The sequence below is a fragment of the Klenkia brasiliensis genome (assembly GCF_900100695.1).
GTDB classification, from domain to species: Bacteria; Actinomycetota; Actinomycetes; order Mycobacteriales; family Geodermatophilaceae; genus Klenkia; species Klenkia brasiliensis.
The window spans coordinates 148636-174546 of the sequence record NZ_FNCF01000006.1; the positions used below are offsets into that span (position 1 = coordinate 148636).

General features: G+C 73.9%; 24 protein-coding genes and 2 tRNA genes. 17 read left to right on the forward strand and 9 right to left on the reverse strand.

Annotation, left to right across the window (positions count from 1 at the left end; all coding sequences use genetic code 11):
* Nucleotides 1-9: 9 nt before the first annotated feature.
* The 8 genes from BLT39_RS17670 to rpmH form a co-directional block, all read right to left on the reverse strand.
* A complete protein-coding gene (locus tag BLT39_RS17670; RefSeq protein ID WP_091066740.1) occupies nt 10-1023 on the reverse strand; it encodes a ParB/RepB/Spo0J family partition protein in 1014 nt (337 codons plus the stop codon).
* Complete coding sequence (locus tag BLT39_RS17675; protein ID WP_091066744.1) at nt 1020-2072, reverse strand: ParA family protein; 1053 nt, start codon at nt 2070-2072, stop codon at nt 1020-1022. The genes BLT39_RS17670 and BLT39_RS17675 overlap by 4 nt, the downstream gene beginning before the upstream one ends.
* Before the next feature lie 136 nt (nt 2073-2208).
* Entirely contained in the window at nt 2209-2871 is a 663-nt protein-coding gene (rsmG, locus tag BLT39_RS17680; RefSeq protein WP_091066747.1) for a 16S rRNA (guanine(527)-N(7))-methyltransferase RsmG, read from the reverse strand.
* Nucleotides 2868-3491, reverse strand: coding sequence for a Jag family protein (locus tag BLT39_RS17685; RefSeq protein ID WP_091066751.1), 624 nt, complete (start codon nt 3489-3491; stop codon nt 2868-2870). Before BLT39_RS17685 ends, rsmG begins: the two co-directional genes overlap by 4 nt.
* A gap of 79 nt (nt 3492-3570) precedes the next feature.
* Entirely contained in the window at nt 3571-4662 is a 1092-nt protein-coding gene (gene yidC / locus BLT39_RS17690) for a membrane protein insertase YidC (RefSeq protein WP_165640310.1), read from the reverse strand.
* The gene (yidD, locus tag BLT39_RS17695) at nt 4655-4975 is read right to left on the reverse strand and encodes a membrane protein insertion efficiency factor YidD (RefSeq protein WP_091066753.1); all 321 of its coding nucleotides are present in this window, start codon (nt 4973-4975) and stop codon (nt 4655-4657) included. The genes yidC and yidD overlap by 8 nt, the downstream gene beginning before the upstream one ends.
* Complete coding sequence (gene rnpA / locus BLT39_RS17700; RefSeq protein WP_091066756.1) at nt 4972-5343, reverse strand: ribonuclease P protein component; 372 nt, start codon at nt 5341-5343, stop codon at nt 4972-4974. The genes yidD and rnpA overlap by 4 nt, the downstream gene beginning before the upstream one ends.
* Before the next feature lies 1 nt (nt 5344).
* Nucleotides 5345-5482 (reverse strand): 50S ribosomal protein L34, encoded by a 138-nt coding sequence (gene rpmH, locus BLT39_RS17705; RefSeq protein ID WP_040338882.1) that lies wholly within the window; start codon nt 5480-5482, stop codon nt 5345-5347.
* A 686-nt stretch (nt 5483-6168) separates the two neighbouring features.
* Between rpmH and dnaA the strand changes: the two genes are divergently transcribed.
* The 17 genes from dnaA to BLT39_RS17785 all read left to right on the forward strand — a co-directional run bounded on the left by dnaA (nt 6169) and on the right by BLT39_RS17785 (nt 25089).
* Nucleotides 6169-7911, forward strand: coding sequence for a chromosomal replication initiator protein DnaA (dnaA, locus tag BLT39_RS17710; RefSeq protein ID WP_091066760.1), 1743 nt, complete (start codon nt 6169-6171; stop codon nt 7909-7911).
* 512 nt (nt 7912-8423) lie between these two features.
* Entirely contained in the window at nt 8424-9578 is a 1155-nt protein-coding gene (gene dnaN, locus BLT39_RS17715; protein ID WP_242658519.1) for a DNA polymerase III subunit beta, read from the forward strand.
* 97 nt (nt 9579-9675) lie between these two features.
* Nucleotides 9676-10599 carry a phosphogluconate dehydrogenase (NAD(+)-dependent, decarboxylating) gene (gene gnd, locus BLT39_RS17720; RefSeq protein WP_091066762.1) on the forward strand — a complete coding sequence of 308 codons (924 nt, stop codon included), beginning with the start codon at nt 9676-9678 and terminating at the stop codon, nt 10597-10599.
* Nucleotide 10600: 1 nt separating this feature from the next.
* Nucleotides 10601-11791 (forward strand): DNA replication/repair protein RecF, encoded by a 1191-nt coding sequence (gene recF, locus BLT39_RS17725; protein ID WP_091066766.1) that lies wholly within the window; start codon nt 10601-10603, stop codon nt 11789-11791.
* 5 nt (nt 11792-11796) lie between these two features.
* Nucleotides 11797-12297 (forward strand): DciA family protein, encoded by a 501-nt coding sequence (locus tag BLT39_RS17730; RefSeq protein ID WP_091066770.1) that lies wholly within the window; start codon nt 11797-11799, stop codon nt 12295-12297.
* Nucleotides 12298-12320: 23 nt separating this feature from the next.
* Nucleotides 12321-13316 (forward strand): hypothetical protein, encoded by a 996-nt coding sequence (locus BLT39_RS17735; RefSeq protein ID WP_091066772.1) that lies wholly within the window; start codon nt 12321-12323, stop codon nt 13314-13316.
* Nucleotides 13313-15076 carry an ABC transporter ATP-binding protein gene (locus BLT39_RS17740; RefSeq protein ID WP_091066775.1) on the forward strand — a complete coding sequence of 588 codons (1764 nt, stop codon included), beginning with the start codon at nt 13313-13315 and terminating at the stop codon, nt 15074-15076. The genes BLT39_RS17735 and BLT39_RS17740 overlap by 4 nt, the downstream gene beginning before the upstream one ends.
* 61 nt (nt 15077-15137) lie before the next feature.
* Nucleotides 15138-16532 (forward strand): APC family permease, encoded by a 1395-nt coding sequence (locus BLT39_RS17745; RefSeq protein ID WP_091066777.1) that lies wholly within the window; start codon nt 15138-15140, stop codon nt 16530-16532.
* Nucleotides 16533-16772: 240 nt separating this feature from the next.
* Complete coding sequence (gyrB, locus tag BLT39_RS17750) at nt 16773-18809, forward strand: DNA topoisomerase (ATP-hydrolyzing) subunit B (protein ID WP_091066781.1); 2037 nt, start codon at nt 16773-16775, stop codon at nt 18807-18809.
* A gap of 144 nt (nt 18810-18953) precedes the next feature.
* Nucleotides 18954-21440, forward strand: coding sequence for a DNA gyrase subunit A (gene gyrA, locus BLT39_RS17755; RefSeq protein WP_091066783.1), 2487 nt, complete (start codon nt 18954-18956; stop codon nt 21438-21440).
* A gap of 228 nt (nt 21441-21668) precedes the next feature.
* Nucleotides 21669-22733: a DUF3566 domain-containing protein gene (locus BLT39_RS23115; RefSeq protein WP_242658520.1), complete on the forward strand. Its 1065-nt coding sequence runs from the start codon at nt 21669-21671 to the stop codon at nt 22731-22733.
* A gap of 58 nt (nt 22734-22791) precedes the next feature.
* Nucleotides 22792-22865: transfer RNA gene (locus BLT39_RS17765), tRNA-Ile, on the forward strand.
* 35 nt (nt 22866-22900) lie between these two features.
* Nucleotides 22901-23041, forward strand: a complete 141-nt coding sequence (locus BLT39_RS22565) for a DLW-39 family protein (protein ID WP_165640311.1) — start codon at nt 22901-22903, stop codon at nt 23039-23041.
* Nucleotides 23042-23049: 8 nt separating this feature from the next.
* Nucleotides 23050-23122, forward strand: a tRNA-Ala gene (locus BLT39_RS17770).
* An 11-nt stretch (nt 23123-23133) separates the two neighbouring features.
* A complete protein-coding gene (locus BLT39_RS21885; RefSeq protein WP_278247011.1) occupies nt 23134-23649 on the forward strand; it encodes a DUF2020 domain-containing protein in 516 nt (171 codons plus the stop codon).
* Between the two features lie 25 nt (nt 23650-23674).
* Nucleotides 23675-24217 (forward strand): peptidylprolyl isomerase, encoded by a 543-nt coding sequence (locus tag BLT39_RS17780; protein WP_165640312.1) that lies wholly within the window; start codon nt 23675-23677, stop codon nt 24215-24217.
* Between the two features lie 128 nt (nt 24218-24345).
* Nucleotides 24346-25089 carry a rhomboid family intramembrane serine protease gene (locus BLT39_RS17785; RefSeq protein ID WP_091067376.1) on the forward strand — a complete coding sequence of 248 codons (744 nt, stop codon included), beginning with the start codon at nt 24346-24348 and terminating at the stop codon, nt 25087-25089.
* Here the strand turns inward: BLT39_RS17785 and BLT39_RS17790 are convergent.
* Complete coding sequence (locus tag BLT39_RS17790) at nt 25086-25493, reverse strand: PH domain-containing protein (protein WP_242658521.1); 408 nt, start codon at nt 25491-25493, stop codon at nt 25086-25088. The two genes, BLT39_RS17785 and BLT39_RS17790, sit on opposite strands and share 4 nt — an antisense overlap.
* Nucleotides 25494-25911 lie beyond the last annotated feature (418 nt).

Consider the following 25911-nt stretch of genomic DNA (forward strand, 5'->3'; position numbering starts at 1 on the left):
AACCCGCGGTCAGGCGGGGGGCTGGCTCCGGCCGGTGATCTCCGGCGCCATCATGCCGACGATCCGCTGCAGGTCGTCCACCGAGCCGAACTCGACGACGATCCGGCCCTTGGCCCGGCCGATCTGCACCTTGACCTTGGTCTCGAACGCGTCCGACAGCCGGTGGGCGAGGTCCTCGACACCGGGCGCGGTGATGGTGCGGCCGGACTTGCGCCTGGCCTCGGGCTCGTGCGCGACGGCGAGCGCCACGGCCTCCTCGGTGGCCCGCACGCTCATGCCCTCGGCGACGATGCGGGTGGCGAGGGCGTCCATCGCCTCCGGGGTGGGCAGGCCGAGCAGGGCGCGCGCGTGCCCGGCCGAGAGCACGCCGGCCGCGACCCGGGTCTGCACCTTCACCGGCAGCTTCATCAGCCGGATGGTGTTGGTGACCTGCGAGCGGCTGCGCCCGATCCGGCTGGCGAGCTCCTCGTGGGTGGCCCCGAACTCCTCGAGCAGCTGCTGGTAGGCCGCCGCCTCCTCGAGCGGGTTCAGCTGCACCCGGTGGATGTTCTCCAGCAGCGCGTCGCGCAGCATCGCGTCGTCGGAGGTCTCCCGCACGATGGCGGGCACGCTCTCCAGCTCCGCGGCCCGGGCGGCGCGCAGCCGGCGCTCGCCCATGATGAGCTCGTAGCCGCCCTCACCCCGCTCCCGGACCACGATCGGCTGCAGCAGCCCGAACTCCCTGACGGAGTGGGTGAGCTCCTCCAGCGCCTCGTCGTCGAAGACCAGCCGCGGCTGCTTGGGGTTGGGGACGACGTCGGTGACCGCCACCTCGCGCAGGGAGGCCCCCGGGATGCCGGCGACCTCCGCGGGCTGGTCGGCGACCGGCGCCAGCGTCGGGGCGGCCGGCAGGCCCGCCGCGGCACGCTCGGCGGCGGCCTCCACGGCCTCCGCGGCGCGCGCGGCCGGGGTGGCCGTGGCCGCCGGTGCGCTGGTGGGGATGAGGGCCGCCAGGCCCCGGCCGAGTCCGCCGCGCTTGGTCATGAGTCCTCCTGGGATCGGGTCGCCACGGACTGACCGAGGACGAGGGCGTTGAGCGGCGGGGCCGCCGGCGGCGCAGCGGTCGGGGACGGCTGGGCCGGCACGAGGGGCTGCAGCGCCGCCCCCCGCACGGCCAGCTCCCGCGCGGCCTCCACGTAGCTGGTCGACCCCCGCGAACCGGGGTCGTAGGTGAGCACCGACTGGCCGTAGCCCGGCGCCTCGCTGACCCGGACGTTGCGGGGGATGACGGTGGACAGCACCAGCTCGCCGAAGTGGTTGCGCACCTCGTCGGCGACCTGGTCGGCGAGCTTGGTGCGACCGTCGTGCATGGTGAGCAGGATGGTGCTCACGGTGATGCCGGGGTTCAGGTGCGCCCGGACCAGCTCGATGTTGGACAGCAGCTGGCCCAGGCCCTCGAGGGCGTAGTACTCGCACTGGATCGGGATGAGCACCTCGTCCCCGGCGACCAGGGCGTTGAGGGTCAGCAGCCCCAGCGACGGCGGGCAGTCGATCAGCACGTAGTGCGGGCGCTCGTCGGCGGGCAGGGCGTGCAGGTGCGCCTCGATGGCCCGCCGCAGCCGGTGCTCGCGGGCGACCACGCTGACCAGCTCGATCTCCGCGCCGGCCAGGTCGATGGTGGCCGGCACGCAGCGCAGGTTCGGCGAGGCGGTGGTGGGGTGGGTGACCTCGCCGAGGGTGGCGTCGCCGACCAGCGCGTCGTAGACCGACGGCGTGCCCACGACGTGCTCGACGCCCAGGGCGGTGCTGGCGTTGCCCTGCGGGTCGAGGTCGATGACCAGCACCCGGAGCCCGAACAGCGACAGTGCCACCCCGAGGTTCACCGTCGAGGTGGTCTTGCCGACGCCGCCCTTCTGGTTGGCGACCGTGAGCACCCGGATCCGGCCCGGGGGAGGGAAGGGGTCCTGCTCGCCGGCGTGCAGCACCCGGGTCGCCCGCATCGCCTCCATCGCGATGGGGCTGTCGAACTCCGCTCCGGCCGGCGGGAGGTCGGCGGCCAGGCTGCTGCGCAGCCGTTCGCCCGGGTCCGTCATGCCGAAGTCCTCCTCACCCGCACCCGTTCCACGTGGAACAGGGTCGGGTCGCTGTAGCCAGTTCCACGTGAAACGCCAACCGTGGAATTCCGCGGTCCAGCCTACGGGTCGACGAGTCGACGCCGGGGGAGTCCGCTCAGCGGCCGGTGCGGGTCATCACGACGACCTGCGTGGCCGCCTCGCCGAGGTCGGCCCCGACGGGCCGCACGTGCACGTCGCGCATGCCCGCCGCGGCCAGCTCGGGCACCAGGTCGGGCACCTCGGCCGCGGCCTTGGCCCCGACGAGGGCGACGAGCTGGGCCCCGGGCCGCAGCATGCCGCGCACCCAGCCGACGAGCCGGGGGAGCGGTGCCACCGCGCGGGCGGTGACGACGTCCACCTGGCCCACCGCCCGGACGACGGACTTCTCCTCCGCCCGGCCGCGGACCACCGACCAGTCGGTACCCAGCTCCTGGACGACGTGGGTCAGGAACTCCACGCGCCGTGCCATCGGCTCCACCAGGGTCAGCGCGAGGTCGGGCCGGGCCAGGGCCAGCGGGATGCCCGGCAGGCCCGCCCCACTGCCCACATCCACCACACGGGCCCCGTGCGGCACGGCCTCGGCGACCGCCACGCTGTTGAGCACGTGCCGCTCCCACAGCCGCGGCACCTCGCGCGGGCCGATCAGCCCGCGCACCACGCCCTCGCCGGCGAGCAGCTCGACGTAGCGCCGAGCACCGGCCAGCTGGTCGCCGAAGGCCGCGGCCGCGACCGGCGGCTCCACCGGCAGCTCGGCCGTCTCCCCACCGGGGTGGGTCACGACGCGGGCAGGACCACGACGCGGCGGTTCGGCTCCTCGCCCTCGGACTCGCTGCGGACGCCGTCGGCGGCGGCGATGACGTCGTGCACGACCTTCCGCTCGAACGGGTTCATCGGCGACAGGCGCTCCGCGGTCCCGCTGGCGGCCACCCGGGAGGCGGCCTGGCCGGCCAGCTCGGTGAGGTCGGCGCGGCGCTTGGCGCGGAACCCGCCGATGTCGAGCATCAGCCGGCTGCGGGTGCCGGTGGACTGCGCCACCGCCAGGCGGGTCAGCTCCTGCAGGGCCTCCAGGGTGGCCCCACCGGGACCGATGAGGGTGGTCAGCTCGTCGCCGACCACGGCCACCGACGCGCGGTCGCCCTCGACGTCGAGGTCGATGTCGCCGTCCACGTCGAGGATGTCGAGGAGCCGCTCGAGGTAGTCGCCGGCGACGTCGCCCTCCTGGACGAGCAGGTCGTCCTCCTCGTCGTCCTCCTCGTCGTCCTCGTCGCCGTCGGTGTCCTCGGCGTCGGTCGTGTCGTCCTCGAGGACGTCGACGGGCTCGACCACGGCGTCCGCGTCGACCGGGTCGGCGTCGGGCAGGGCGGTCTCGGTCTCGGTGCTGCTCTGCGGGGTGCTCACGTGGTCTCCTCCTGGGGGAGTGCCGGCGGCCGGGGGTGGACCCGGAGGTGGGAGGGGCGCGCGGCGCGCGCCGGGTGGGTCAGCGCCGTCGGCGCTTGCCCCGGTTGGCCGGTCCTGCCGACCCGCCCGCGGCGCGCGGCCGGCTGCCCCCGCCGGCCCGTGCGCCGGTGCCCGGGGCGGTCCCGTTGCCCGACGCCGTGCTCCCGGTGCCCGGGTCGGTCGGCGTGGGGTCGTCCTGGGGCGTGGTGTCCGCGCCGGCGTCCGGCGCGGCGTCGATCGTCGCGGACGGGGCGGCCTTCTTGGGACGCACCGGCTTCGCGCCCGGCTTGGGGGCGAGCAGCTTCGGGTCGATCCGCGGCTTGTCGGCCTCGGCCTTGGCCAGGGCGGCCGGCGACCCGGGCGGGGGCATCTTCTTCAGGATGTAGAACTGCTGGCCCAGGGTCCACAGGTTGTTGGTGAACCAGTACAGCAGCACCAGGATCGGGAAGAAGAAGCCCGAGACGAACAGGCTGATCGGCATGCCGTAGAGCAGCAGCTTCTGCACGGTGGCGGCCTGGCCCTCGACCGGGCCGGAGCGGCGCTGGATCTGCTTCTGCGTGTAGAAGGTCGTGAAGCACATGATGATGATCAAGATCATCGCCACGACGCGGATGTTGGTGTAGCTGCCACCGGTCAGGGCCAGGATCGCCCGTTCCTTGTCGCCCACCATGTTGAACGAGGAGGCGATCGGGGCACCGAACAGCTTGGCCGTGGCCGCGTTGTTCGTGAGGTCGTCGTCCCAGCTGTACAGACCCGGCTTGCCCGGCGCGATGCGGCGCAGCACGTGGAACAGGCCGATGAAGATCGGGATCTGCGGCAGGATCGGCAGGCAGCCGGCCAGCGGGTTGACCCCGCGCTCCTTCTGCAGCGCCATCATCGCCTGGCTGAAGCCCTGCTTGTCCGCGCCGTACTGCTTGCGCAGCTTCTGGATCTCGGGCTGGATCTCCTGCATCGCCCGCTGGCTCTTGACCTGCTTGACGAACAGCCGGAACAGCAGGATGCGGATGGTCACCACCAGCATGACCACCGACAGCGCCCAGGCGATGCCGCCCGCCGGGTCCAGGAACGTGGAGAACAGTGCGTGCCACTGCTTCATCACCCACGCGATCGCGGTGTACAGCCAGTCAAGCAACGCGGGCCTCCGTGGACGGCGTGGGCGGGGTCGGGGGGCAGGGCCGGGATCCCCGCGCGGACGCTGTGTCCGACGAGTGGATCAGCTGGGCGGTTCCGGGGACGAGGTCGACGCCGCCACGGTGCCAGGGCGCGCACTTGGCGATCCGCACCACGGCCAGCCACCCGCCGCGGGCGGCCCCGTGGACCTGGACCGCCTCCTGCGCGTACTCGCTGCAGGTGGGGGTGAACCGGCAGCGCGGTCCCAGCAGCGGGCTGATGCCACGCCGGTAGAACCCGATGAGGCCCAGCAGGGCGCGGGCGCCGGCGCTCACCGGCTGCCCAGCACGCGGTCGAGGCCGCGGGTGAGGTCCCGGCGCAGCGTGGCGGTGTCGGCGCCGGCCGCCTCGGGGCGGGCCCGGACGACGAGGTCGGCCGCGGCGGGGAGCCGGTGCAGCTCCTCGCGGACCAGGTGCCGCAGCTGCCGGGTCACCCGGTGGCGGCAGACCGAGTTGCCCACGGCCTTGCCGACCACGAAACCGGCCCGTGGTCCGGGAGGGGGGTCACCAGGACCCCCGCCACGGACGACGGGCCGTTCGGGGAGGTAGTGCACGACCAGGGTCGGGCGCCCGGCACGCCGGCCGGAGCGGACGACCACGGTGAACTCCGGACGCCGGCGCAGGCGGGCCTGCGCAGGCAGCACGTCAGGCGGAGAGCTTCTCGCGGCCCTTGCGGCGGCGGCCGGCAAGGATGGCGCGGCCGGCCCGGGTGCGCATCCGGAGCCGGAAGCCGTGGGTCTTGGACCGGCGACGGTTGTTCGGCTGGAACGTGCGCTTGCTCACGAGGTGCTCCCACTGACGACGACGAGGTGGCGACCACCGCACGGGCGGTCGCGCAGCGGTGCCGGGCCGGGACCGGCAGTGCGCCGGGACCCTGCCTGCACCGAGGCTGGTGGCCTGCGCCCAGGACCGGGACCACGTGGCGGGCACGCAGCAACCGTCCGCTGTGCACAGACGCAGCCAGCATAGCCGAGGCGGCCGCGGTGGCGGTGGGCGCCCGCAGCAGGGGTCGTCCCGGGCCCTCCACGGGGCCCCGCCACGGCCCCACCGAACCACACCGGTGTCGTTGCCCGCCTGTGGACGGTGCTGTTAGCGTCGCCTCGCTCGCCACCGGTCGAGAGGGACGTCCCGGGTGACCCGACCACGGTCGGTCCACCCCCGGCACCCGGCCCGGTCCACATCCCCCTCCTGCACGCTGAGCTGGGCGGACGGCCTGGACCGGCCCGATCGGGCCACCCTCTGCCACAGCACGTCCCCACCCGTCGTCCACACTCTGTGGACAGCGGTGTGGACCCCGCCCGGACCACGGTCCACAGCGGTGGATCCACCCGGGGACGACGGGCCGGCCCGGCGGTCGCGCACACAGGGTCACCGCCGACCACAGCGCAGCACCAGGCACGCACAGGCACGCACAGGCACGACGGGGACGCGCGCAGCAGGCACGACGGGGACGGAAGGGACGGAAGTCGATGGCCGACACCACCGGCGAGCTGGGACCGGTCTGGGACCGGATCCGGGAACGCCTGGCCGGCGACCTGACCCGCCAGCAGAACGCGATGCTCGGCCTGACTCGTCCGCTGGGTCTGGTCGAGGGCGTCTTCGTGCTGGCCGCGCCCAACGAGTTCACCCAGACGGTGCTGGAGTCCCGCATCCGCACCGCGCTCACCGACGCGCTCACCGCCGAGTTCGGACGCGAGACCAAGGTCGCCGTGCAGCTGGAGGACGCCCCGCCGGCTCGCGACGACCGGCGCGACGACCACCGCACCCCCGACCGGCCCGTGCCGGTCCGCCGCCCGGTCGACCGGGCCGAGGACGACCGCCCCGGGCCCGAGCGCTTCGACGGCCTCGACGGGTTCGACGGGTTCGAGGGTGACCGCCGCGACGCCGAGCCGTGGGGGAGCGACGACCGCGAGCGCGGCGAGCGCGACCGCGACGCCGAGGACCGCGCCGCCCGGGCCCAGGCCGACGACGGGCGCACCGCGTTCGGCGTCCGCACCGACGTCTGGCTGCCCGAGTCCGGCGACGGCCGCGACTGGTCCCGCGGCAACGGCGCGGCACCGGGCCGGGACCTCCCGCGCACCGACCCCCGCCGGCCCGCACCGTGGGACGGCCCGGACACCGACCCCGACGCCGGTGCGGCCCGCCGCCCCGCCGCCGCCGGCCGCACCGCCGGGGGCGACCTGGGCCTGAACCCCAAGTACGTCTTCGACAGCTTCGTGATCGGCAACAGCAACCGGTTCGCCCACGCCGCGGCCGTCGCCGTCGCCGAGGCCCCCGCCCGGGCCTACAACCCGCTGTTCGTCTACGGCGACTCCGGGCTGGGCAAGACCCACCTGCTGCACGCGATCGGCCACTACGCCGCGCGGATGTTCCCCGACGTGCGGGTCCGGTACGTCTCCACCGAGGAGTTCACCAACGAGTTCATCAACCTGGTGCACTCCGGGCGGGCCGAGGACTTCCGGCGTCGCTACCGGGACATCGACTTCCTGCTCATCGACGACATCCAGTTCCTGGAGCGCGCCGAGCGGACGCAGGAGGAGTTCTTCCACACCTTCAACACGCTGCACAACGCCAGCAAGCAGATCGTCATCACCAGCGACCGGCCGCCCAAGAAGCTGACCACGCTGGAGGACCGGCTGCGCACCCGCTTCGAGTGGGGGCTGATCACCGACGTGCAGGCCCCCGACCTCGAGACCCGCATCGCCATCCTGCGCAAGAAGGCCTACGGCGAGCGGCTGCAGGCCCCCGACCCGGTGCTGGAGTTCATCGCCAGCAAGGTGCAGACCAACATCCGCGAGCTCGAGGGCGCCCTCATCCGGGTCACCGCCTTCGCCAGCCTGAACAAGCAGCCGGTCGACCTGGCGCTGGCCGAGCTGGTGCTCAAGGACCTGATCAGCGACGAGCAGGGCCCGCAGATCACCGCCGCGATCATCATGGCCGCCACCGCCGAGTACTTCTCCGTGACGATGGAGGAGCTGCAGGGCGCCAACCGCAGCCGCACGCTGGTCAACGCCCGGCAGATCGCGATGTACCTGTGCCGTGAGCTCACCGAGCTGTCCCTGCCGCGGATCGGGGCCTCGTTCGGCGGCAAGGACCACACCACGGTCATGCACGCGGTCAAGAAGATCACCGGCCTGATGGGCGAGCGCCGCGCCACCTACACCCAGGTCACCGAGCTCACCGCCCGGATCAAGTCCCGCGCCCGCCAGTAGCAGGTCGACAAGACCCTTCATCCCCAGATCTGTGCACAGGGTGGGGACTGCGGATCCCCATGTCGACCCGCCCCGTACCCAGCGGGTGCACCGGTTCTCCCCGCTCCGTCCCCCGGACGGGTGCGTTGGGGATCCACCGGGGGCTGGGACGGGACAGCGGGTGGACCGGGGGTGGAAGCGGACGGTCACCGGTGGAGGACGGCCGACGAATCCCCATGTCGACCCCAGCCGACAGGTCACCGGCCCACACCGCGCCAACAGCCCCGCACCGGCCCTGACCTGCGCCGACGTCCTCGGTCCCCAGTACCCACACCTGTGATGACGAGGATGAGGGAGTTCTCTCGAGGAGTTCTCGAACCACACCCTGGGTGTGCACGTGCGGTCGACGAGTCGACAGGAGCAGCAGCACGACCAGCACCGGCAGCGGCCAGGAGGGGCATTCGACTCCGACCGCCCCGGCAGGGGAGACTGTCGCCCGCACCGAGACAGGACCCGCAGGACGACGAGCAGGGGTGGACGACGACATGAAGTTCCGGGTGGCACGCGAGGTGCTCTCCGACGCGGTGGCCTGGACGGCGCGCAGCCTCCCGCCGCGGCCGTCGGTCCCCGTCCTGGCCGGCATCCTGCTGGAGGTGCAGGGCGCCTCCCTGTCGGTGTCGGGCTTCGACTACGAGGTCTCCGCCCGCGCCGAGGTCGACGTCTCCTCCACCGAGGACGGCCGCACGCTGGTGCCCGGCCGGCTGCTGGCCGAGATCGTCCGCGCCCTGCCGCCGCACCCGGTCGACGTCGTCGCCGAGGGCGCCCGGCTGGCCATCAGCTGCGGCAACGCCCGGTTCTCCCTGCCGACGCTGCCGGTCGAGGACTACCCCTCCCTGCCGTCGCTGCCCTCCACCGCCGGCGTCGTCGACAGCGACGCGTTCGCCGAGGCGGTCGGCCAGGTCGCCGTCGCGGCAGGTCGCGACGACACGCTGCCGATGCTCACCGGCGTCCGGCTGGAGATCGAGGACGACCGGGTGACCCTGGCCGCCACCGACCGCTACCGCCTCGCCGTCCGCGAGTTCGCCTGGCGCCCCGAGGTCTCGGGGCTGTCGGCCGCCGTCCTGGTGCCCGCCCGCACGCTCGCCGACGCGGCCAAGACGCTGACCAGCGGCCCGGAGGTCGTGCTGTCGCTGTCCTCGGGCGGTGCCGGCGAGGGCATCCTGGGCCTGTCGGGCAAGGACCGGCAGACCACGACCCGGCTGCTGGACGCCGAGTTCGTCAAGTACCGCGCGATCATGCCCAACGAGTCGGCGTCGCACGCGCTGCTGCCGGTGGGTGCCTTCACCGACGCGGCCAAGCGCGTCGCGCTGGTCGCCGAGCGCGGCACCCCGCTGCGCTGCGAGTTCACCCCCGGCCAGGTCACCCTGCGGGCCGGCGGCACCGACGACGAGGGCCAGGCCGAGGAGCGCTGCGACGTCGAGTTCGACGGCGACCCGCTGACGATCGGGTTCAACCCGACCTTCCTGCTCGACGGGCTGGCCTCGGTGCACACCGAGCGCGCCCGGATGGACTTCACCAGCGCGCTCAAGCCCGCGGTGCTGTCCGGCCACGAGGAACCGGCCGAGGACGGCGCCCCGCGCCCCGGCTCCTACCGCTACCTGATCATGCCGGTGCGCCTGCCCGGCTGACCCGCCGCGCGACCCCGGGCCGGGGCGAGCACGATGGGCACCGCCCGGGGGCAGTGCCGCCCGCACCGGGGACGAGACCGACTCGAGGAGGACCGGCGTGCAGCTGGGGTTGATCGGACTGGGCAAGATGGGCGGCAACATGCGCGAGCGTGTCCGCCGGGCCGGGCACGAGGTGGTCGGCTACGACCGCTCGCCCGAGCTGCAGGACGTCGACAGCCTCGAGGCGCTGGTCGGCGCCCTGCAGGCGCCGCGCGTGGTGTGGGTGATGGTCCCTGCCGGTGACCCCACCCGGGAGACCGTCGAGGCCCTGGGCGACCTGCTCGAGGCCGGCGACGTGGTCGTCGACGGCGGCAACTCGAAGTTCACCGACGACCAGGTGCACGCCGACCTCCTGGCGCAGAAGGGCATCGGCTACGTCGACGCCGGCGTCTCCGGCGGTGTCTGGGGTCTGCAGAACGGCTACGCGCTCATGGTGGGCGGCTCGAAGGAGGACGTCGCCAAGGTCCAGCCGATCTTCGACGCCCTCAAGCCGCCGCTGGACAAGGAGAGCGACTCCCCGGCCGGCGAGGGCGCGGGCTTCGTGCACGCCGGGCCGGTGGGCGCCGGGCACTTCGCCAAGATGGTCCACAACGGCATCGAGTACGCGATGATGCAGGCCTACGGCGAGGGCTACGAGCTGCTGGCCGCCGTCGACCTGATCGAGGACGTCCCCGGCGTCATCGCCTCCTGGACCCAGGGCACCGTCATCCGCTCCTGGCTGCTGGACCTGCTGGTCCGCGCGCTGCAGGAGGACCCGGGTCTGGACGACATCACCGGCTGGGCCGCCGACTCCGGCGAGGGCCGCTGGACCGTCGAGCAGGCCATCGAGCACGCCGTCCCCATGCCGGCGATCTCGGCGTCGCTGTTCGCCCGCTTCTCCTCGCGGCAGGACGACAGCCCGACCATGAAGGCCGTCGCGGCGCTGCGGAACCAGTTCGGCGGCCACGCGGTCAAGGCCCGCGAGGTCGAGGACCCCGCCTAGCGTGTACGTCCGCCACCTCCAGCTCGGGTCCTTCCGCAGCTGGGAGGCCGTCGACCTGGCGCTGACGCCGGGTCCGACGGTCCTCGTCGGCCGCAACGGCCAGGGCAAGACCAACCTGGTCGAGGCGGTCGGCTACCTGGCGACGCTGGGCAGCCACCGGGTGTCCTCCGACGCCCCGCTGGTCCGGCACGGCGCCGCGCAGGCGGTGGTCCGGGCGGCGCTGCGCAAGGACGACCGGGAGCTGCTGGTCGAGGTCGAGATCAACCCGGGCAAGGCCAACCGGGTGCGGGTCAACCGCTCGCCGCTGCCCCGGCCGCGCGAGCTGCTCGGTCTGGTCAAGACCGTGCTCTTCGCCCCCGAGGACCTCGCCCTGGTCCGCGGCGACCCGACCGAGCGGCGCCGGTTCCTCGACGACCTGCTGGTCAGCCGCACGCCGCGGCTGGCCGGGGTGCGCGCGGACTACGAGCGGGTACTCAAGCAGCGCAACGCGCTGCTCAAGACCGCCAAGCTCGCCCGCGGCAACCTGGCCACGCTCGAGGTGTGGGACGGCCACCTCGCCGACCTCGGCGGTCAGCTGCTGGCCGCCCGGCTGCAGCTGGCCGCCGACCTCGACCCGTTCGTCACCGCCGCCTACGAGGGCGTGGCCGGCGAGGGCGCCGACCGGGCCCGGCTGGGCTACACCAGCACCGTCCCGCTGGCCGGGGACGGGACGGCGTTCCTGCCCGGCATCGGGGTGCCCTCGGCGGCGGAGCTGACCGCCGCGCTGGCCCGCCGGGTGGAGGAGCGGCGCAAGGAGGAGGTCGACCGCGGGGTCACCCTGGTCGGCCCGCACCGCGACGACCTGGTGCTGCACCTGGGCCCGGTGCCGGCGAAGGGCTACGCCAGCCACGGCGAGTCCTGGTCGTTCGCGCTGGCGGTCAAGCTGGCCTGCTTCGCGCTGCTGCGCGCCGACGGCGAGGAACCCGTGCTGGTGCTCGACGACGTCTTCGCCGAGCTCGACGCCGGCCGCCGCACCGCGCTGGCCGAGGTGGCCGGCACCGCCGAGCAGTGCCTGATCACCGCCGCGGTGGCCGAGGACGTACCGGCCGCGCTGCGCGGCACCCGGGTGCAGGTCGCCGCCGGCACCGCCACCGTGCTGCCGGCCGAGGTCGACGGACCCGTCGCCGCGGAGGAGGCTGGGGCCCATGGGTGAGGCGCATGGGTGAGGACCGGCCCGCCCGGCCCAGCGACATCGCCCGGGCCGCGCTGGACGCCGCCCGCGCCGCCTCGGCCGCCCGCCCCCGCCCCACCCGCCGCCGGGTCGCCGGGCCCCGGCGCTCCTGGACCGGCCCGGGCCCCGGCGCCGACGACCCGCAGACCCTCGGGTCGCTGGTCGACTCCCTGGTCAGCGCGGAGGACTGGGGCGAGCGCACCAAGGTCGGCTCGGTGTTCGGCCGCTGGGACTCCCTGGTCGGGCCCGACATCGCAGCGCACTGCGCCCCGCAGTCGCTCAGCGAGGGCGAGCTGACCGTGGTCGCGGAGTCCACGGCCTGGGCCACCCAGCTGCGGATGATGGCCCCGACCATCCTCGGCAAGCTGCACAACCAGGTCGGCGGGGACGTCGTGACCCGGTTGCGCGTTGTCGGTCCGACGGCACCCAGCTGGAAGAAGGGCCCCCGCACCGTCCGCGGGCGCGGCCCCCGCGACACGTACGGCTGACACCGAGGAGAGAGAGCACCCCGATGAGCACCCCCCGGAACGACGGCTTCGACGACCGTCCCGAGGACCAGCGCGGCTGGACCGAGCCCACCCACCTCGGGCAGGGCGGGCAGCAGCCCGAGCAGCCGCCGGCCCAGCAGGGCGGGAGCTGGGAGCCGCCGGGCTGGTCGCTGCCCGACGCCGCCCCCGACCGGCCCGCCCCGCAGCCCCCCGCCCAGCAGCCCCCCGCCCAGCAGCCCCCCGCCCAGCCGGTGGACCGGCAGCCGACCCAGGAGTGGGAGGCCACCCCGCCCCCCGCGCAGCAGTGGGACCCGCCGGCGCAGCAGCAGCCCCAGCCCTGGGACGCCCGGCCGCAGCAGGCCCCGCCGGCCCAGCAGGAGCGGCGCGGGCTGTTCGGCCGCCGCCCGCGCAAGCCCTCGGAGATCGAGCAGGCGTTCATGCCCAAGGGCGGTCCGGCCGGCGACCTGGCCTCCTGGGGCGCCGCGCACGGCTGGACGCCCTCGGACGGCACCGCCCCGGAGGACGGGCCGCTGGCCGAGCTGACCCGCAGCGCCCCGGTCCGGCCGGCGAAGTCCGAGGTGCCGAGCAACGTGCTGCGCGGCCGGGCCGACGGTGTGGACCTCGTCGCCTTCGACGTGGTCGCCCCCTACGGCCGCGGCTGGGTGCCCACCTACGCGATCACCGCCGCCCCCGTGCTGGGCCACGTGCCCGGGTTCCGGCTGACCCCCGCCCGCTTCTGGCGGCACGGCGCCGGCGACCTGCTGCAGCTGCCCAGCGGTGACCAGGAGTTCGACACCCGCTGGGTGCTGCTGGCCGCCGAGGACTCCCCCGTGCTGCGCCGGCTGGTCGAGGACCCGGTCGTCCGGCAGCTGCTGCTGGGCTCCGACGGCGGCGACGAGCTGTGGTCCGCGGCGGGCTTCGTGGCCGCCGTGCGGCCCGACGGGCAGCGCCCGCTGCTGGTCGAGCACCACGCCCGGATCCTGGTCGCGGTCGTGGGCGCCCTCGCCGCCGGGCGGTGACCCCGCCGGTCCGCCCGCCGCGCGCGGGGGTCCGTGAGCTCTGGCCGCTGCTGCGCCCGCACCGCGCCGCCCTGGTCGCGGCCGCGGTGCTGTCCCTGGTGTCGGCGGCCGCCGCGCTGGCCCAGCCGCTGCTGGTGTCGCGGGTGGTCGACGCGGTCGGCGCTGGCCGCCCCCTGCTGCCGGTGGTGGCCGCGCTGGTCGTGGTGCTGGTGGCGGCCGCCGTCCTCGGGGCCGGCCAGCAGTACCTGCTGCAGCGCACCGCCGAGGGCGTCGTCCTCACCACCCGGCGCACGCTGGCCGACCGGCTGCTGCGGCTGCCGGTCGTCGAGTACGACCGGCGGCGCACCGGAGACCTGATGAGCCGGGTCGGCGCGGACACCACGCTGCTGCGGGCCACCGTCACCAGCGGGGTCGTCGAGGTCGGCGGGGCGCTGGTGGTCGGGATCGGCGCGCTGGTGGCGATGGCGCTGGTCGACGGCGTGCTCCTGCTGGTCACCGTCGGGTCGGTGAGCATCGGCGTCGTCGTGGCGGTCGCCGCGGCCCGGCGGGTGCGCACGCTGTCCCGGCAGGCCCAGGAGCAGGTCGGGGCCATGAGCGCGGCCGTGGAGCGGGCACTGTCGGCGGTGCGCACCATCCGGGCCAGCGGGGCCACCGCCCGCGAGGTCGACACGGTGGGCGTCTCTGCGCAGCGGGCCTGGGCGGCCGGCGTCGCGGTGGCCCGCCTGCAGGCGCTGGTCTCCCCGGCCAGCTCGATCGCCGTGCAGGGCGCGTTCCTCGCCGTCCTCGGCCTCGGCGGCTACCGGGTGGCCACCGGCTCCATCGGCGTCGCGGACCTCATCGCGTTCATCCTCTACCTGTTCCTGCTGGTCATGCCCCTGGGCCAGGTCATCCGCGCCTACACCGAGCTGCAGACCGGGCTCGGCGCGCTCGCCCGGGTGCAGGAGGTGCTCGCGCTGGAGCCCGAGGACGACGACCGGCCGCAGCGCCCGGGCACGACCACCGCGCCGCGGCTGCCCGCCCCCGGCGACCCGGTCCCGCTGCTGGAGCTGCGCGACGTCGGGTTCGGCTACGCCGACGGCACCCCGGTGCTGCACGGGGTGTCCTTCTCGGTGCCCGCCGGCAGCCGCACCGCCGTCGTCGGGCCCTCCGGTGCGGGCAAGTCCACGCTGCTGGCGCTGGTCGAGGGCTTCTACCCGCTCACGTCGGGGTCGGTGCGGTGGGCCGGCACCGACGTCCGGGAGCTGCCGCGCGCGGCGCTGCGCGCCCGGATGGGCTACGTGGAGCAGGAGGCCCCGGTGCTGGCCGGCACCGTGCGGGAGAACCTGCTGCTGGCCGCGCCGGGCACCCCGGAGCCCGAGCTGTGGCAGGTGCTCGCCGACGTCGGGCTCACCCCGGTCGTCGAGCGCTCCGAGCTCGGCCTGGACGTGCTGGTCGGCGACGACGGCGTGCTGCTGTCCGGCGGGGAGCGGCAGCGGCTGGCCATCGCCCGGTCGCTGCTCGCCCGCCCGGCGCTGCTGCTGCTCGACGAGCCCACCGCCAGCCTCGACGCCCGCAACGAGACCCTGCTGCGGCAGACGCTGGACGCCGCCGCGCGGGACCGGGCGCTGCTGGTGGTGGCCCACCGGCTGTCCACCGTGCGCGACTCCGACCAGATCGTGGTGCTCGAGGGCGGCCGGGTGGTCGCCGTCGGCACCCACGACGAACTGGTCGAGACCGACCCCCTCTACCGGGAGCTCGCCACCGCCCAGCTGCTGGTCTGAGTGGCGGCTGTGCGCGGCACGGTCCACGCTCGCCCGCACCACCCGCGGAGAAGGGCAGCCGATGGCCACCACCGAGCAGCAGACCCAGCCCGAGCTCAAGCGGGTGATGGGTCCCGGCCTGCTCCTGCTGTTCATCGTCGGCGACGTGCTGGGCACCGGCATCTACGCCCTCACCGGCCAGGTGGCCGCGCAGGTCGGCGGCATCGTGTGGGCGCCGTTCCTCGTCGCCTTCCTGGTCGCGCTGGTCACCGCGTTCAGCTACCTGGAGCTGGTCACCAAGTACCCCCGCGCCGCCGGCGCCGCGCTGTACACGCACAAGGCCTTCGGCGTGCACTTCCTGACGTTCCTGGTCGCCTTCGCGGTGATGAGCTCGGGCATCACGTCGGCGTCCACGGCGGCGCGGGCGTTCAGCTCCAACGCCGCGGCCGTGCTCGGGCTCGACCTCGGCGAGGGCATCGGCATCACCCTCATCGGGCTGGGCTTCATGGGGCTGGTCGCGGTGGTCAACCTGCGCGGGGTCGGCGAGAGCGTGAAGGCCAACGTGGTGCTCACCTGCGTCGAGCTCACCGGGCTGCTGATCGTCATCGGGGTCGGGGCGTGGGCGCTGGGCCTGGGCGAGGGCGACCTGTCCCGGGTCACCGAGGTCGACACCGGCGACCAGAGCCTGGTCGGCGGGGTCATCGCCGCCACCGGGCTGGCCTTCTTCGCGATGGTCGGCTTCGAGGACTCGGTCAACATGGCCGAGGAGTGCAAGGAGCCGCGGCGGATCTTCCCCCGGGTGCTGCTCACGGGCCTGGCCATCACCGGCGTCATCTACGTGCTGGTGTCGATCTCGGCGATCTCGCTGGTGCCGGCCGACCGGCTGTCCGAGGGCGACACCCCGCTGCTGCAGGTGGTGCAGGCCGGGGCACCGGGCTTCCCGCTCGGGCTCTTCGGCGTCATCACCATGTTCGCCGTCGCCAACTCCGCGCTGATCAACATGCTGATGGCCAGCCGGCTGGTCTACGGCATGAGCCGGGAGGGCGTGCTGCCCCCGCTGCTGGGCCGGGTCGGGCCGCGCCGGCGCACCCCGGTGACGGCGATCCTGTTCACCACCGCGCTGGCCTTCGGGCTCATCACCTTCGTCGGTGCGGTCCCCGACCTCGGGGGGACGACGGCGCTGCTGCTGCTGGTGGTCTTCGCCGTGGTCAACGTGGCCGTGCTGGTGCTGCGCCGCGACCGGGTGGACGCCGACCACTTCCGGACGCCGACCGTGCTGCCGGTCGTCGGGGCGCTGGCCTGCGCGTACCTGGCCACGCCGCTGGCCGGCCGGCCCGTCGTGCAGTACCAGATCGCCGGCGTCCTGCTGGCCGTCGGCGTCGCGCTGTGGGCGGTCACCGTCGTGGTCGACCGGCGGACCGGCACATCGGCCCGGCTGGACCCCGAGGCCCTCGCCGGCGACGGCCCGGTGAACTGAGGGGGCCAGCGCCCTCTCTGAGTCCGTGACGGACGCCGAGCCAACACCGGTGGTGGTCGAGGTCCTCCTGGTGCGGCAGAGGTGACGTCAGGGCGCGGACGGCGCGGTTCTGTCGGCGGGACCCGGTACCATCGAGGGGTCGTACCGCCAGCAGCCCGCTGAGCGCCGTCCTGCGCGTCCCGCCCTCCCCGGCGGGTGCCCGGGGGCCGGCCGGTGGTCTCGCGAGAAGAAGGGCCCCACGTGGCTGGATCCGGCAAGCCTGCCGAGCAGAACTCCTACTCCGGAAGCTCGATCACCGTCCTCGAGGGGCTCGAGGCGGTCCGCAAGCGCCCGGGCATGTACATCGGCTCCACCGGTGAGCGCGGCCTGCACCACATGGTGTGGGAGGTCGTGGACAACGCCGTCGACGAGTCGCTGGCCGGGTTCTGCGACACCGTGCGGGTCACCCTGCTCGACGACGGCGGCGTCCGGGTCGAGGACAACGGCCGCGGCATCCCGGTCGACGAGCACCCGGTGCAGAAGCGGCCCACCGTCGAGGTCGTCCTGACGATCCTGCACGCCGGCGGCAAGTTCGACGGCAAGTCCTACGGCGTCTCCGGTGGTCTGCACGGCGTCGGCGTCACCGTGGTCAACGCGCTGTCCACCTCGCTGGACGTCGAGATCTGGCGCGACGGCACCGAGTACGCCCAGCACTACACCGAGACCGTGCCCGGCGAGCTGCGCACGATCGGGTCCACCAAGAAGCGCGGCACCGCGATCACCTTCTGGGCCGACCCGGCGATCTTCGAGACCACCGTCTACAACTACGAGACGATCCGCCGCCGCCTGCAGGAGATGGCCTTCCTCAACAAGGGCCTGACCATCGTGCTGCGCGACGAGCGGCGCAGCACCGCGGTCGCCGAGGCCGCCGCCGAGGAGCTGCTGACGCTCGAGGCCGAGCCCGTGGAGACCGACGAGAAGCCCTTCGAGGCCACCGAGGTCACCTACCGCTACGACGGCGGCCTGTCCGACTACGTCAAGCACGTCAACGCCAAGAAGAACCCGATCCACAAGTCGGTCATCGCCTTCGGCGCCGACGGCACCGGCAAGAACGACACCGCGATGAGCCTCGAGGTCGCGATGCAGTGGTCGGAGTCCTACTCCGAGTCGGTGCACACCTTCGCCAACATCATCAACACCCACGAGGGCGGCACCCACGAGGAGGGCTTCCGCGCGGCGCTGACCTCGATCGTCAACCGGTACGCCGTCGAGAAGAAGATCCTCAAGGACAAGCCCGAGGACAAGCTCTCCGGCGAGGACATCCGCGAGGGCCTGGCCGCGATCGTCTCGGTCAAGCTCGGCGACCCCCAGTTCGAGGGCCAGACCAAGACCAAGCTCGGCAACACCGAGGTCAAGGGCTTCGTGCAGCGGGTCTGCAACGAGCAGATCGGCCACTGGTTCGAGGCCAACCCGGCCGAGGCCAAGACGATCATCACCAAGGCCAGCTCGGCCGCCCGCGCCCGCCGCGCCGCCCAGGACGCCCGCAAGCTGGCCCGCAAGAGCCTGCTGTCGGTGTCCGGCCTGCCCGGCAAGCTCTCCGACTGCCGCTCCACCGACCCCGCCCGAAGCGAGGTCTACATCGTCGAGGGCGACTCGGCCGGCGGTTCGGCCAAGTCCGGCCGCGACTCGATGTTCCAGGCGATCCTGCCCATCCGCGGCAAGATCATCAACGTCGAGAAGGCGCGCATCGACCGGGTGCTGAAGAACACCGAGGTCCAGTCGATGATCACGGCGTTCGGCACCGGCATCCACGACGAGTTCGACATCAGCAAGCTCCGCTACCACAAGATCGTGCTGATGGCCGACGCCGACGTCGACGGCCAGCACATCTCCACGCTGCTGCTCACCCTGCTGTTCCGGTTCATGCGGCCGCTGGTCGAGGGCCAGTACGTCTACCTGGCCAAGCCCCCGCTGTACAAGATCAAGTGGGGCGGCAAGCACGACGACGAGTACGCCTACTCCGACCGCGAGCGCGACGCGCTGGTCAAGGCCGGCGCCGAGGGCGGGCGCAAGGTCAAGGAGGAGATGATCCAGCGCTACAAGGGTCTGGGCGAGATGAACGCCGGGGAGCTGTGGGAGACCACGATGAACCCCGAGACCCGCATCCTGCGTCAGGTCACCCTCGAGGACGCCGCGGCCGCCGACGAGATCTTCAGCGTCCTGATGGGCGAGGACGTCGAGGCCCGCCGCTCCTTCATCACCCGCAACGCCAAGGACGTCCGCTTCCTCGACGTCTGACCGGGCCGCTCCGGGCCCTTCCGGGCCCGGGGCGGCCGGCCGGCCACCGGAGCGCCACCCGGTAGCCACCCGGACGTCGTCCAAACCCCTTGTCGACCTGGACTTTTGTCCACCGCTGTGCACTCACCTGTGGAGAACTGAACCGTGACCGAGCCCGTGAGCACCGACCGCATCGAGATGGTCGACCTCCAGCAGGAGATGCAGCGCAGCTACATCGACTACGCGATGAGCGTGATCGTGGGCCGCGCGCTCCCCGAGGTGCGCGACGGCCTGAAGCCGGTGCACCGCCGCGTGCTGTTCGCCATGTACGACCAGAACTTCCGCCCCGACCGCGGCTACGTGAAGTGCGCCCGCCCGGTCGCCGAGGTCATGGGCAACTACCACCCCCACGGCGACACCGCGATCTACGACGCCCTGGTCCGCCTGGCCCAGCCCTGGTCGATGCGCTACCCGCTCATCGACGGCCAGGGCAACTTCGGCTCCCCGGGCAACGACCCCGCCGCCGCCATGCGCTACACCGAGTGCCGGCTCACCCCGCTGGCCATGGAGATGCTGGCCGGGATCAACGAGGAGACCGTCGACTACCAGGGCAACTACGACGGCCGCACCGAGGAGCCCGTCGTCCTGCCCGCGCGGGTCCCGAACCTGCTGATCAACGGCTCGGCCGGCATCGCGGTCGGCATGGCCACCAACATGCCCCCGCACAACCTGCGCGAGGTGGCCGAGGCCGTCTACTGGATGCTCGACCACCCCGAGGCCGCCGCCGAGGAGGCGCTGGCCGCGTGCATGGAGCGGATCAAGGGCCCCGACTTCCCGACCCACGGCCTGATCGTCGGCCGCGACGGCATCGAGGACGCCTACCGCACCGGGCGCGGCTCGGTCCGCATGCGCGCGGTGGTCGCCGTCGAGGAGGACTCCCGCGGCCGGGTGCAGCTGGTGGTCACCGAGCTGCCCTACCAGGTCAACCCGGACAATCTCGCCGAGAACATCGCCGAGCAGGTCAAGGACGGCCGGCTGCAGGGCATCTCGGAGATCGCCGACGAGTCCTCCGACCGCGTCGGCCGCCGGCTGGTCATCACCCTGCGCCGCGACGCCGTCGCCAAGGTGGTGCTGAACAACCTCTACAAGCACACCCAGCTGCAGACCTCCTTCGGCTGCAACATGCTCTCGATCGTCGACGGCGTGCCCCGCACGCTGCGCCTGGACGAGCTCGTCCGGTACTGGGTCATCCACCAGATCGAGGTCATCCAGCGGCGCACCCGCTACCGGCTGCGCAAGGCCGAGGAGCGCGCGCACATCCTGCGCGGCTACGCCAAGGCCCTCGACCAGCTCGACGCCGTCATCGCCCTCATCCGGGCCAGCGCCTCGGCCGAGGCCGCGCGCACCGGCCTGATGGAGCTGCTCGAGGTCGACGAGGTGCAGGCGCTGGCCATCCTCGACCTGCAGCTGCGCCGCCTGGCCGCCCTCGAGCGCCAGCGGATCCTCGACGAGCTGGCCGAGATCGAGGCCACCATCGCCGACCTGCAGGCCATCCTGGACTCCCCCGAGCGGCAGCGGCAGATCGTCCGCGACGAGCTCAAGGAGATCGTCGACAAGTACGGCGACGACCGGCGCACCCAGTTCGTCGCGCACGACGGCGACGTGTCCATGGAGGACCTCATCGCCAAGGAGCAGGTGGTCGTCACGATCACCCGCACCGGCTACGCCAAGCGCACCAAGGCCGACCTGTACCGCTCCCAGCGGCGCGGCGGCAAGGGCGTCATGGGCGCCACGCTCAAGCAGGACGACCTGATCCAGCAGTTCTTCGTGGGCTCCACCCACGACTGGATCCTGTTCTTCACCAACAAGGGCCGGGTCTACCGGGCCAAGGCCTACGAGCTGCCCGAGGCCGCCCGCACCGCCCGCGGCGCCCACGTGGCCAACATCCTGGCCTTCCAGCCCGACGAGAAGATCGCCCAGGTCATCCAGATCAAGGACTACGGCGTCGCCCCGTACCTGGTGCTGGCCACCGCCGGCGGCCAGGTCAAGAAGACCCGGCTGGCCGACTTCGACTCCCCGCGCAGCGGCGGGGTCATCGCGATCAACCTGCGCGACGGCGACGAGCTGGTCGGCGCCGCGCTGATCGACCCCGAGCAGAACCTGCTGCTGGTCACCCGCAAGGCGATGAGCATCTGCTTCAAGGCCGACGACGTGCAGCTGCGCCCGATGGGCCGGGCCACCGAGGGCGTGCGCGGCATCTCGCTGGCCGACGACGACCAGCTGCTGAGCATGATCGTGGTGACCGAGGGCGTCGACGTCCTGGTCGCCACCGAGGGGGGCTACGCCAAGCGCACCGGGATCGAGAACTACCCGGAGCAGAACCGCGGCGGCAAGGGCGTGCTCACCGCCGACCCGAAGGCCCGCAAGGGCGCCCTGGTCGGCGCGCTGTCGGTGGTGCTCGGCGACGAGCTCTACGCCATCACCTCCTCCGGCGGCGTCATCCGCACCCCGGTCAACGGCGTCCGGCACAACAAGGACCGGGCGACCATGGGCGTCAAGCTGATGAACCTCCCCGAGGACGTCTCGATCGTGGCCATCGCCCGCACCACGGACAACGACGAGGCCGAGGCCTCCGGCCAGACTGCGCTGTGATCGCGCCGTCGGCAAGCCTGGTGGCTTGCCGACGGCGGGGCGCACGGCGTGCCGGTCCGGCACGGGGCCCCGCCCGGGGCCCGCACGCCTAGGCTGGGGCGAATGCCGGGCCCCGGCGCGGACCGCGAGGTCCGGGGCGGGACCGGCTGATCGACGACCGAAGTGCGGACGCCGCCCCCGCGGGTGGCTCCGGGCGCGACGGGGACGGGCCCCGGGACGGAGAGCGGCATGAGCGACCGGACGCAGGGCTCGGTGCGGACCGACGACTCCGGGGCGGCCGCCGACCCGGAGACCGCGGCCATCCCCACCGAGAAGCCGGGCTCCGGCCCCGAGGTCCCGCCCGCCCCCGCGGCCGACGCGGGCAGCGCCCGCCCGTCGGGCTCGGCGCCGGCCTCCGCGGGCGCACCCGCCCCGTCGTCCTCGGGCGCCTCGTCCTCGGGCTCCTCGCCCTCGGGTCAGGGCAAGGGCTCCGGTGGGGCCAACGGCTCCGGCGGCGCCAAGGGCTCCGGCGGTGCCAAGCCCGCCGCCGCCCCCGGGTGGGGTGGTGCGGCCCCGGCCGGCACCGCGCAGACCGCGGCGGTCCGCCCGGGCGGTCAGGCCCCCTCGAAGTCGGCGAAGCCGGCCGCCTCCGCCACCCCGTCCGCCCCGGCGGAGCGACCGGCGCAGTCCGGTCGCCCGACCGGCCAGCAGCCCGCCGCCCCGCGGGCCGCCGGTGCCGCGGCCGCCGGTGCCGCCGCGGGCGCCCGGGCCGGCGCCCCGCAGACCGGGGTCCGCCCGGCCAACCGGGACGCCGGTGCCCCCCGCCAGTCCTCCTCGCGGCCGGCGCAGCGCCCCGCCGAGGCCCGCGCCGCGGAGGCCCCGGGCCGCACCGCGGTCACCGAGCAGGGCGAGCGCACCGGCGTGCGCGGTGCCGTGAAGGGTGGCAAGGGCCCCCGCCGGGCGCGGCTGCAGCTGCGGCACATCGACACCTGGTCGGCGCTGAAGATCTCGCTGGTGCTGGCCATCGCGCTGTTCTTCGTCTGGATGGTCGCCGTCGGCGTGCTCTACGGCGTGCTCAGCGGGCTCGGCGTGTTCAGCACGCTCAACGACCTCATCGGCCAGCTCGGCTCATCCTCCGGCGACGCGACCGGTGAGGTCATCACCCCGGGCATCGTGTTCGGCGGGGCCGCGGTCATCGGCGCGGTGAACATCGTGCTGTTCACCGCGCTGTGCACCGTCGGCACCTTCGTCTACAACCTGTGCGCCGACCTCGTCGGCGGGCTGGAGGTCACGCTCTCCGAGCGCGACTCCTGACCGGCCACCCCCGGTCGGCGGGGCCGACCGGGGGCCACGTATGCTTTCCGAGGTTCACGGGCCTGTAGCTCAGGCGGTTAGAGCGCATCCCTGATAAGGATGAGGCCGGAGGTTCAAGTCCTCCCAGGCCCACCCGTGCACTGCCCCACCGCGAGGAGGTCGGCCCCGTGCTGAAGAAGGTCGCCGTGGCCGCCCTCGCGGCGGGCACCCTGCTGGTCCTGCGCAAGCGGACGGCGGCGAAGGGCGACCAGGGGCTGTGGGCCGAGGCCACCAGCAGCCCGGACGCCGTCCGGACCACGCACCGCTAGCACCCCCCGGGGACGTAGCTCAATTGGTAGAGCACCGCCTTTGCAAGGCGGGGGTCAGGGGTTCGATTCCCCTCGTCTCCACGCTGGTCCTGCTGCTCGCCGGCTGCGGCGGGGGGACCGACGGCGCCGGGTCCACCACCCCGGCCACCACCCCGCCGGCCTCCAGCCCCTCCGCGGCGCCGACCACCACGGCGCCGGCCCCCACCACGGCGGCCGAGCCGGTCACCACCGAGGCCGACTGCCCGTACCTGGACACCGCCTACGTCGAGGGCACCGTCGGCCAGCGCACCCCCACGGTCACCACCACCGGTGTCCCCGGTGGGCCGCCGCCGACCTGCACCTTCGACAAGCCGAACGGCGAGCCGGCGCTCGTGGTCGAGATCAGCCAGGCCGCCGACCCGGTCGCCGCGCAGACCGCCGCCGTCGAGCGGGTGGCCGCCCTCGGAGGCACCGCGGTGCGCGACATCGGTGACGGCGGGGGCATCGCCGTCGGCCCGCAGACGGTGCTCGCGGTCGCCGACGGCTCCCTGGTCGTGGTGGTGACGGTGAACCAGGAGTCCAGCCTGCAGGCCCGCGAGATCGCCCGGACGGTGGTCGGGGCGGTCTGAGCGCCCCATCACCGCAGGTGGGACGATGGAGCGCGTGACCGAATCGACTCCTGCGCGGCGCGCAGTCCTGCACACCAACCACGGCGACATCACCGTGGACCTGTTCCCGGACCACGCCCCCAAGACCGTCGCCAACTTCGCCGAGCTCGCCGAGGGCAGCCGGGAGTGGGTCGACCCCCGCACCCGGGCGAAGACCACCGACAAGCTCTACGACGGCACGGTCTTCCACCGGGTCATCGACGGCTTCATGATCCAGGGCGGCGACCCGCTGGGCCAGGGCACCGGCGGCCCCGGCTACCGCTTCGGCGACGAGTTCCACCCCGACCTGCAGTTCTCGCGCCCCTACCTGCTCGCCATGGCCAACGCCGGCCCGGGCACCAACGGCTCGCAGTTCTTCATCACCGTCACCAACACCCCGCACCTGAACAACAAGCACACGATCTTCGGCGAGGTCGCCGACGACGCCTCCCGCCAGGTCGTCGACGCGATCGCGAAGGTCCCCACCGCCCGCGGTGACCGTCCGCTCGAGGACGTCGTCATCACCTCGGTCGAGGTGCAGCGCAGCTGAGCACGCCCACCGGACCCGGGGGTGCGGGCGAGCAGCCCGCACCCCCGGTGCCCACCTGCTACCGGCACCCCGACCGGCCCACGCGCATCTCCTGCGTGCGGTGCGGCCGGCCGATCTGCCCCGCCTGCATGCACCCCGCCTCGGTCGGGTTCCAGTGCCCGGAGGAGATCGCCGACGCCCGGCGCACCGTCCGGGCCCCCAAGCGCACCACCGGCATGCGGGTCGCCGGCCGCCGCTGGGGCACCGTCACCGTCGTCCTCATCGCGCTCAACGTCGCGGTCGCCGTGGCCACCGCCGTCTCGGCGCTGCTGGCCGGGCTGAACCCGGTCACCTCCTTCAACTCCCCGCTGACCAGCGAGCTGCTCAGCGCCCCGGTCCTGGTCGACCAGGGCCAGTGGTGGCGCGTGGTCACCAGCGCCTTCACCCACGCCAGCCTGGTCCACCTCGCGCTGAACATGCTCGCTCTGCTGCTGTTCGGCTCCGAGCTCGAGCGCATGCTCGGCAAGGGCCGCTACCTGACCGTCTACCTGGTGTCCGCGCTCGGCGGCGCGGCCGCCCTGCAGCTGTTCGGCGCCTACGTCGGCGGTGTGGTCGGCGCCTCGGGCGCCATCTACGGCCTGCTCGGGGCCTTCGGCGTGGTGCTGGTCCGGCAGAAGCAGGACCTGCGCGGCCTGCTCACCCTGCTGGCGATCAACCTGGTGATCAGCCTGCTGCCCGGGGTCTCCCTGCTCGGGCACCTCGGCGGCCTGGTCGCCGGCGCGGCCACCGCGGCCGTGCTGCTGTGGGTCCGCCGCCGCACCGCGCTGGCCGTGGCCGGGGTCGCCGTCCTCGTCGTGGTCCTGCTGGTGCTCACCTTCGGCGGTCTCCGCTAGGCGCGGTGCCCCAGCAGCCGGGCGCCGACCTGCTCCGGGTCGGCGCCCAGGTCCCGCCGGCCGAGCACCACCAGCACCGCGTCGTCGCCGGCGTCCTCCAGCTCCAACGACGTCGTGCGCACCCCCAGCCGGCGCCCCGTGCGCACCCGGGCCCGCAACCGGCCCCGGGGGATGACCGTCCGCCGCCCGAGCGCGCGGACGACGACCTCGTCGTCGTCGGCGGTCAGCCGCGGGCGCAGCAGCAGGTCCCGGACGGCGACCACGGCCAGCAGCAGCGCGGCGGCCCCCACCAGCACCCGGCCCGCGGCGTCGGTCCAGACCGTGGCGGCGCCCAGGACGACGGCCGCGGCGGCGGCCAGCGCGGTCTCCACCGGGCGGGTCGTCCACTGCTGCGGTGCGGGCACGGCAGCCAGCTTCCCAGCCCGTCCGTCCACCGGTGCGGGCCGGTTGTCCACAGCCGGGCGCCCGGCACCGCGACGCGCGGTCCGACCTCGGCGTTCGTGCTCCGCGCCACCACCCGGACACGCCGGGTGACCGGCCCCGGGACGGGGTCGTCACGGTCCACGAGTCGACTTCTCCACACCTGTGTGCACAGGTGGGGACAGAAGAACAGGCGTGTAGTTACGCGGGTGGACCCTCCGCACCATCCGTCACAGCCCGGCTGTCTGCCCAGGTCAGCGCGGTGTGCAGCGGGGAGCGGGTTCCACACTCGGTGGACAAACCTGGGGGCGGTCGCCCACCGGCGTTGTGGACCCGGTCGCCGGCCTGTGCACACACCCACCGCGGCCGGGCGGTCGACATCTCGACCCCGACCGGACGGGT

Bases quoted from the DNA above. Each gene is read 5' to 3' on its own strand.
- BLT39_RS17670 (WP_091066740.1), bottom strand. From the start codon at position 1,023: ATGACCAAGCGCGGCGGACTCGGCCGGGGCCTGGCGGCCCTCATCCCC.
- BLT39_RS17675 (WP_091066744.1), bottom strand. From the start codon at position 2,072: ATGACGGACCCGGGCGAACGGCTGCGCAGCAGCCTGGCCGCCGACCTC.
- dnaA (WP_091066760.1), top strand. From the start codon at position 6,169: ATGGCCGACACCACCGGCGAGCTGGGACCGGTCTGGGACCGGATCCGG.
- BLT39_RS17730 (WP_091066770.1), top strand. From the start codon at position 11,797: ATGGGTGAGGACCGGCCCGCCCGGCCCAGCGACATCGCCCGGGCCGCG.
- BLT39_RS17735 (WP_091066772.1), top strand. From the start codon at position 12,321: ATGAGCACCCCCCGGAACGACGGCTTCGACGACCGTCCCGAGGACCAG.
- BLT39_RS17745 (WP_091066777.1), top strand. From the start codon at position 15,138: ATGGCCACCACCGAGCAGCAGACCCAGCCCGAGCTCAAGCGGGTGATG.
- BLT39_RS23115 (WP_242658520.1), top strand. From the start codon at position 21,669: ATGAGCGACCGGACGCAGGGCTCGGTGCGGACCGACGACTCCGGGGCG.
- BLT39_RS17780 (WP_165640312.1), top strand. From the start codon at position 23,675: ATGGAGCGCGTGACCGAATCGACTCCTGCGCGGCGCGCAGTCCTGCAC.
- BLT39_RS17785 (WP_091067376.1), top strand. From the start codon at position 24,346: ATGCACCCCGCCTCGGTCGGGTTCCAGTGCCCGGAGGAGATCGCCGAC.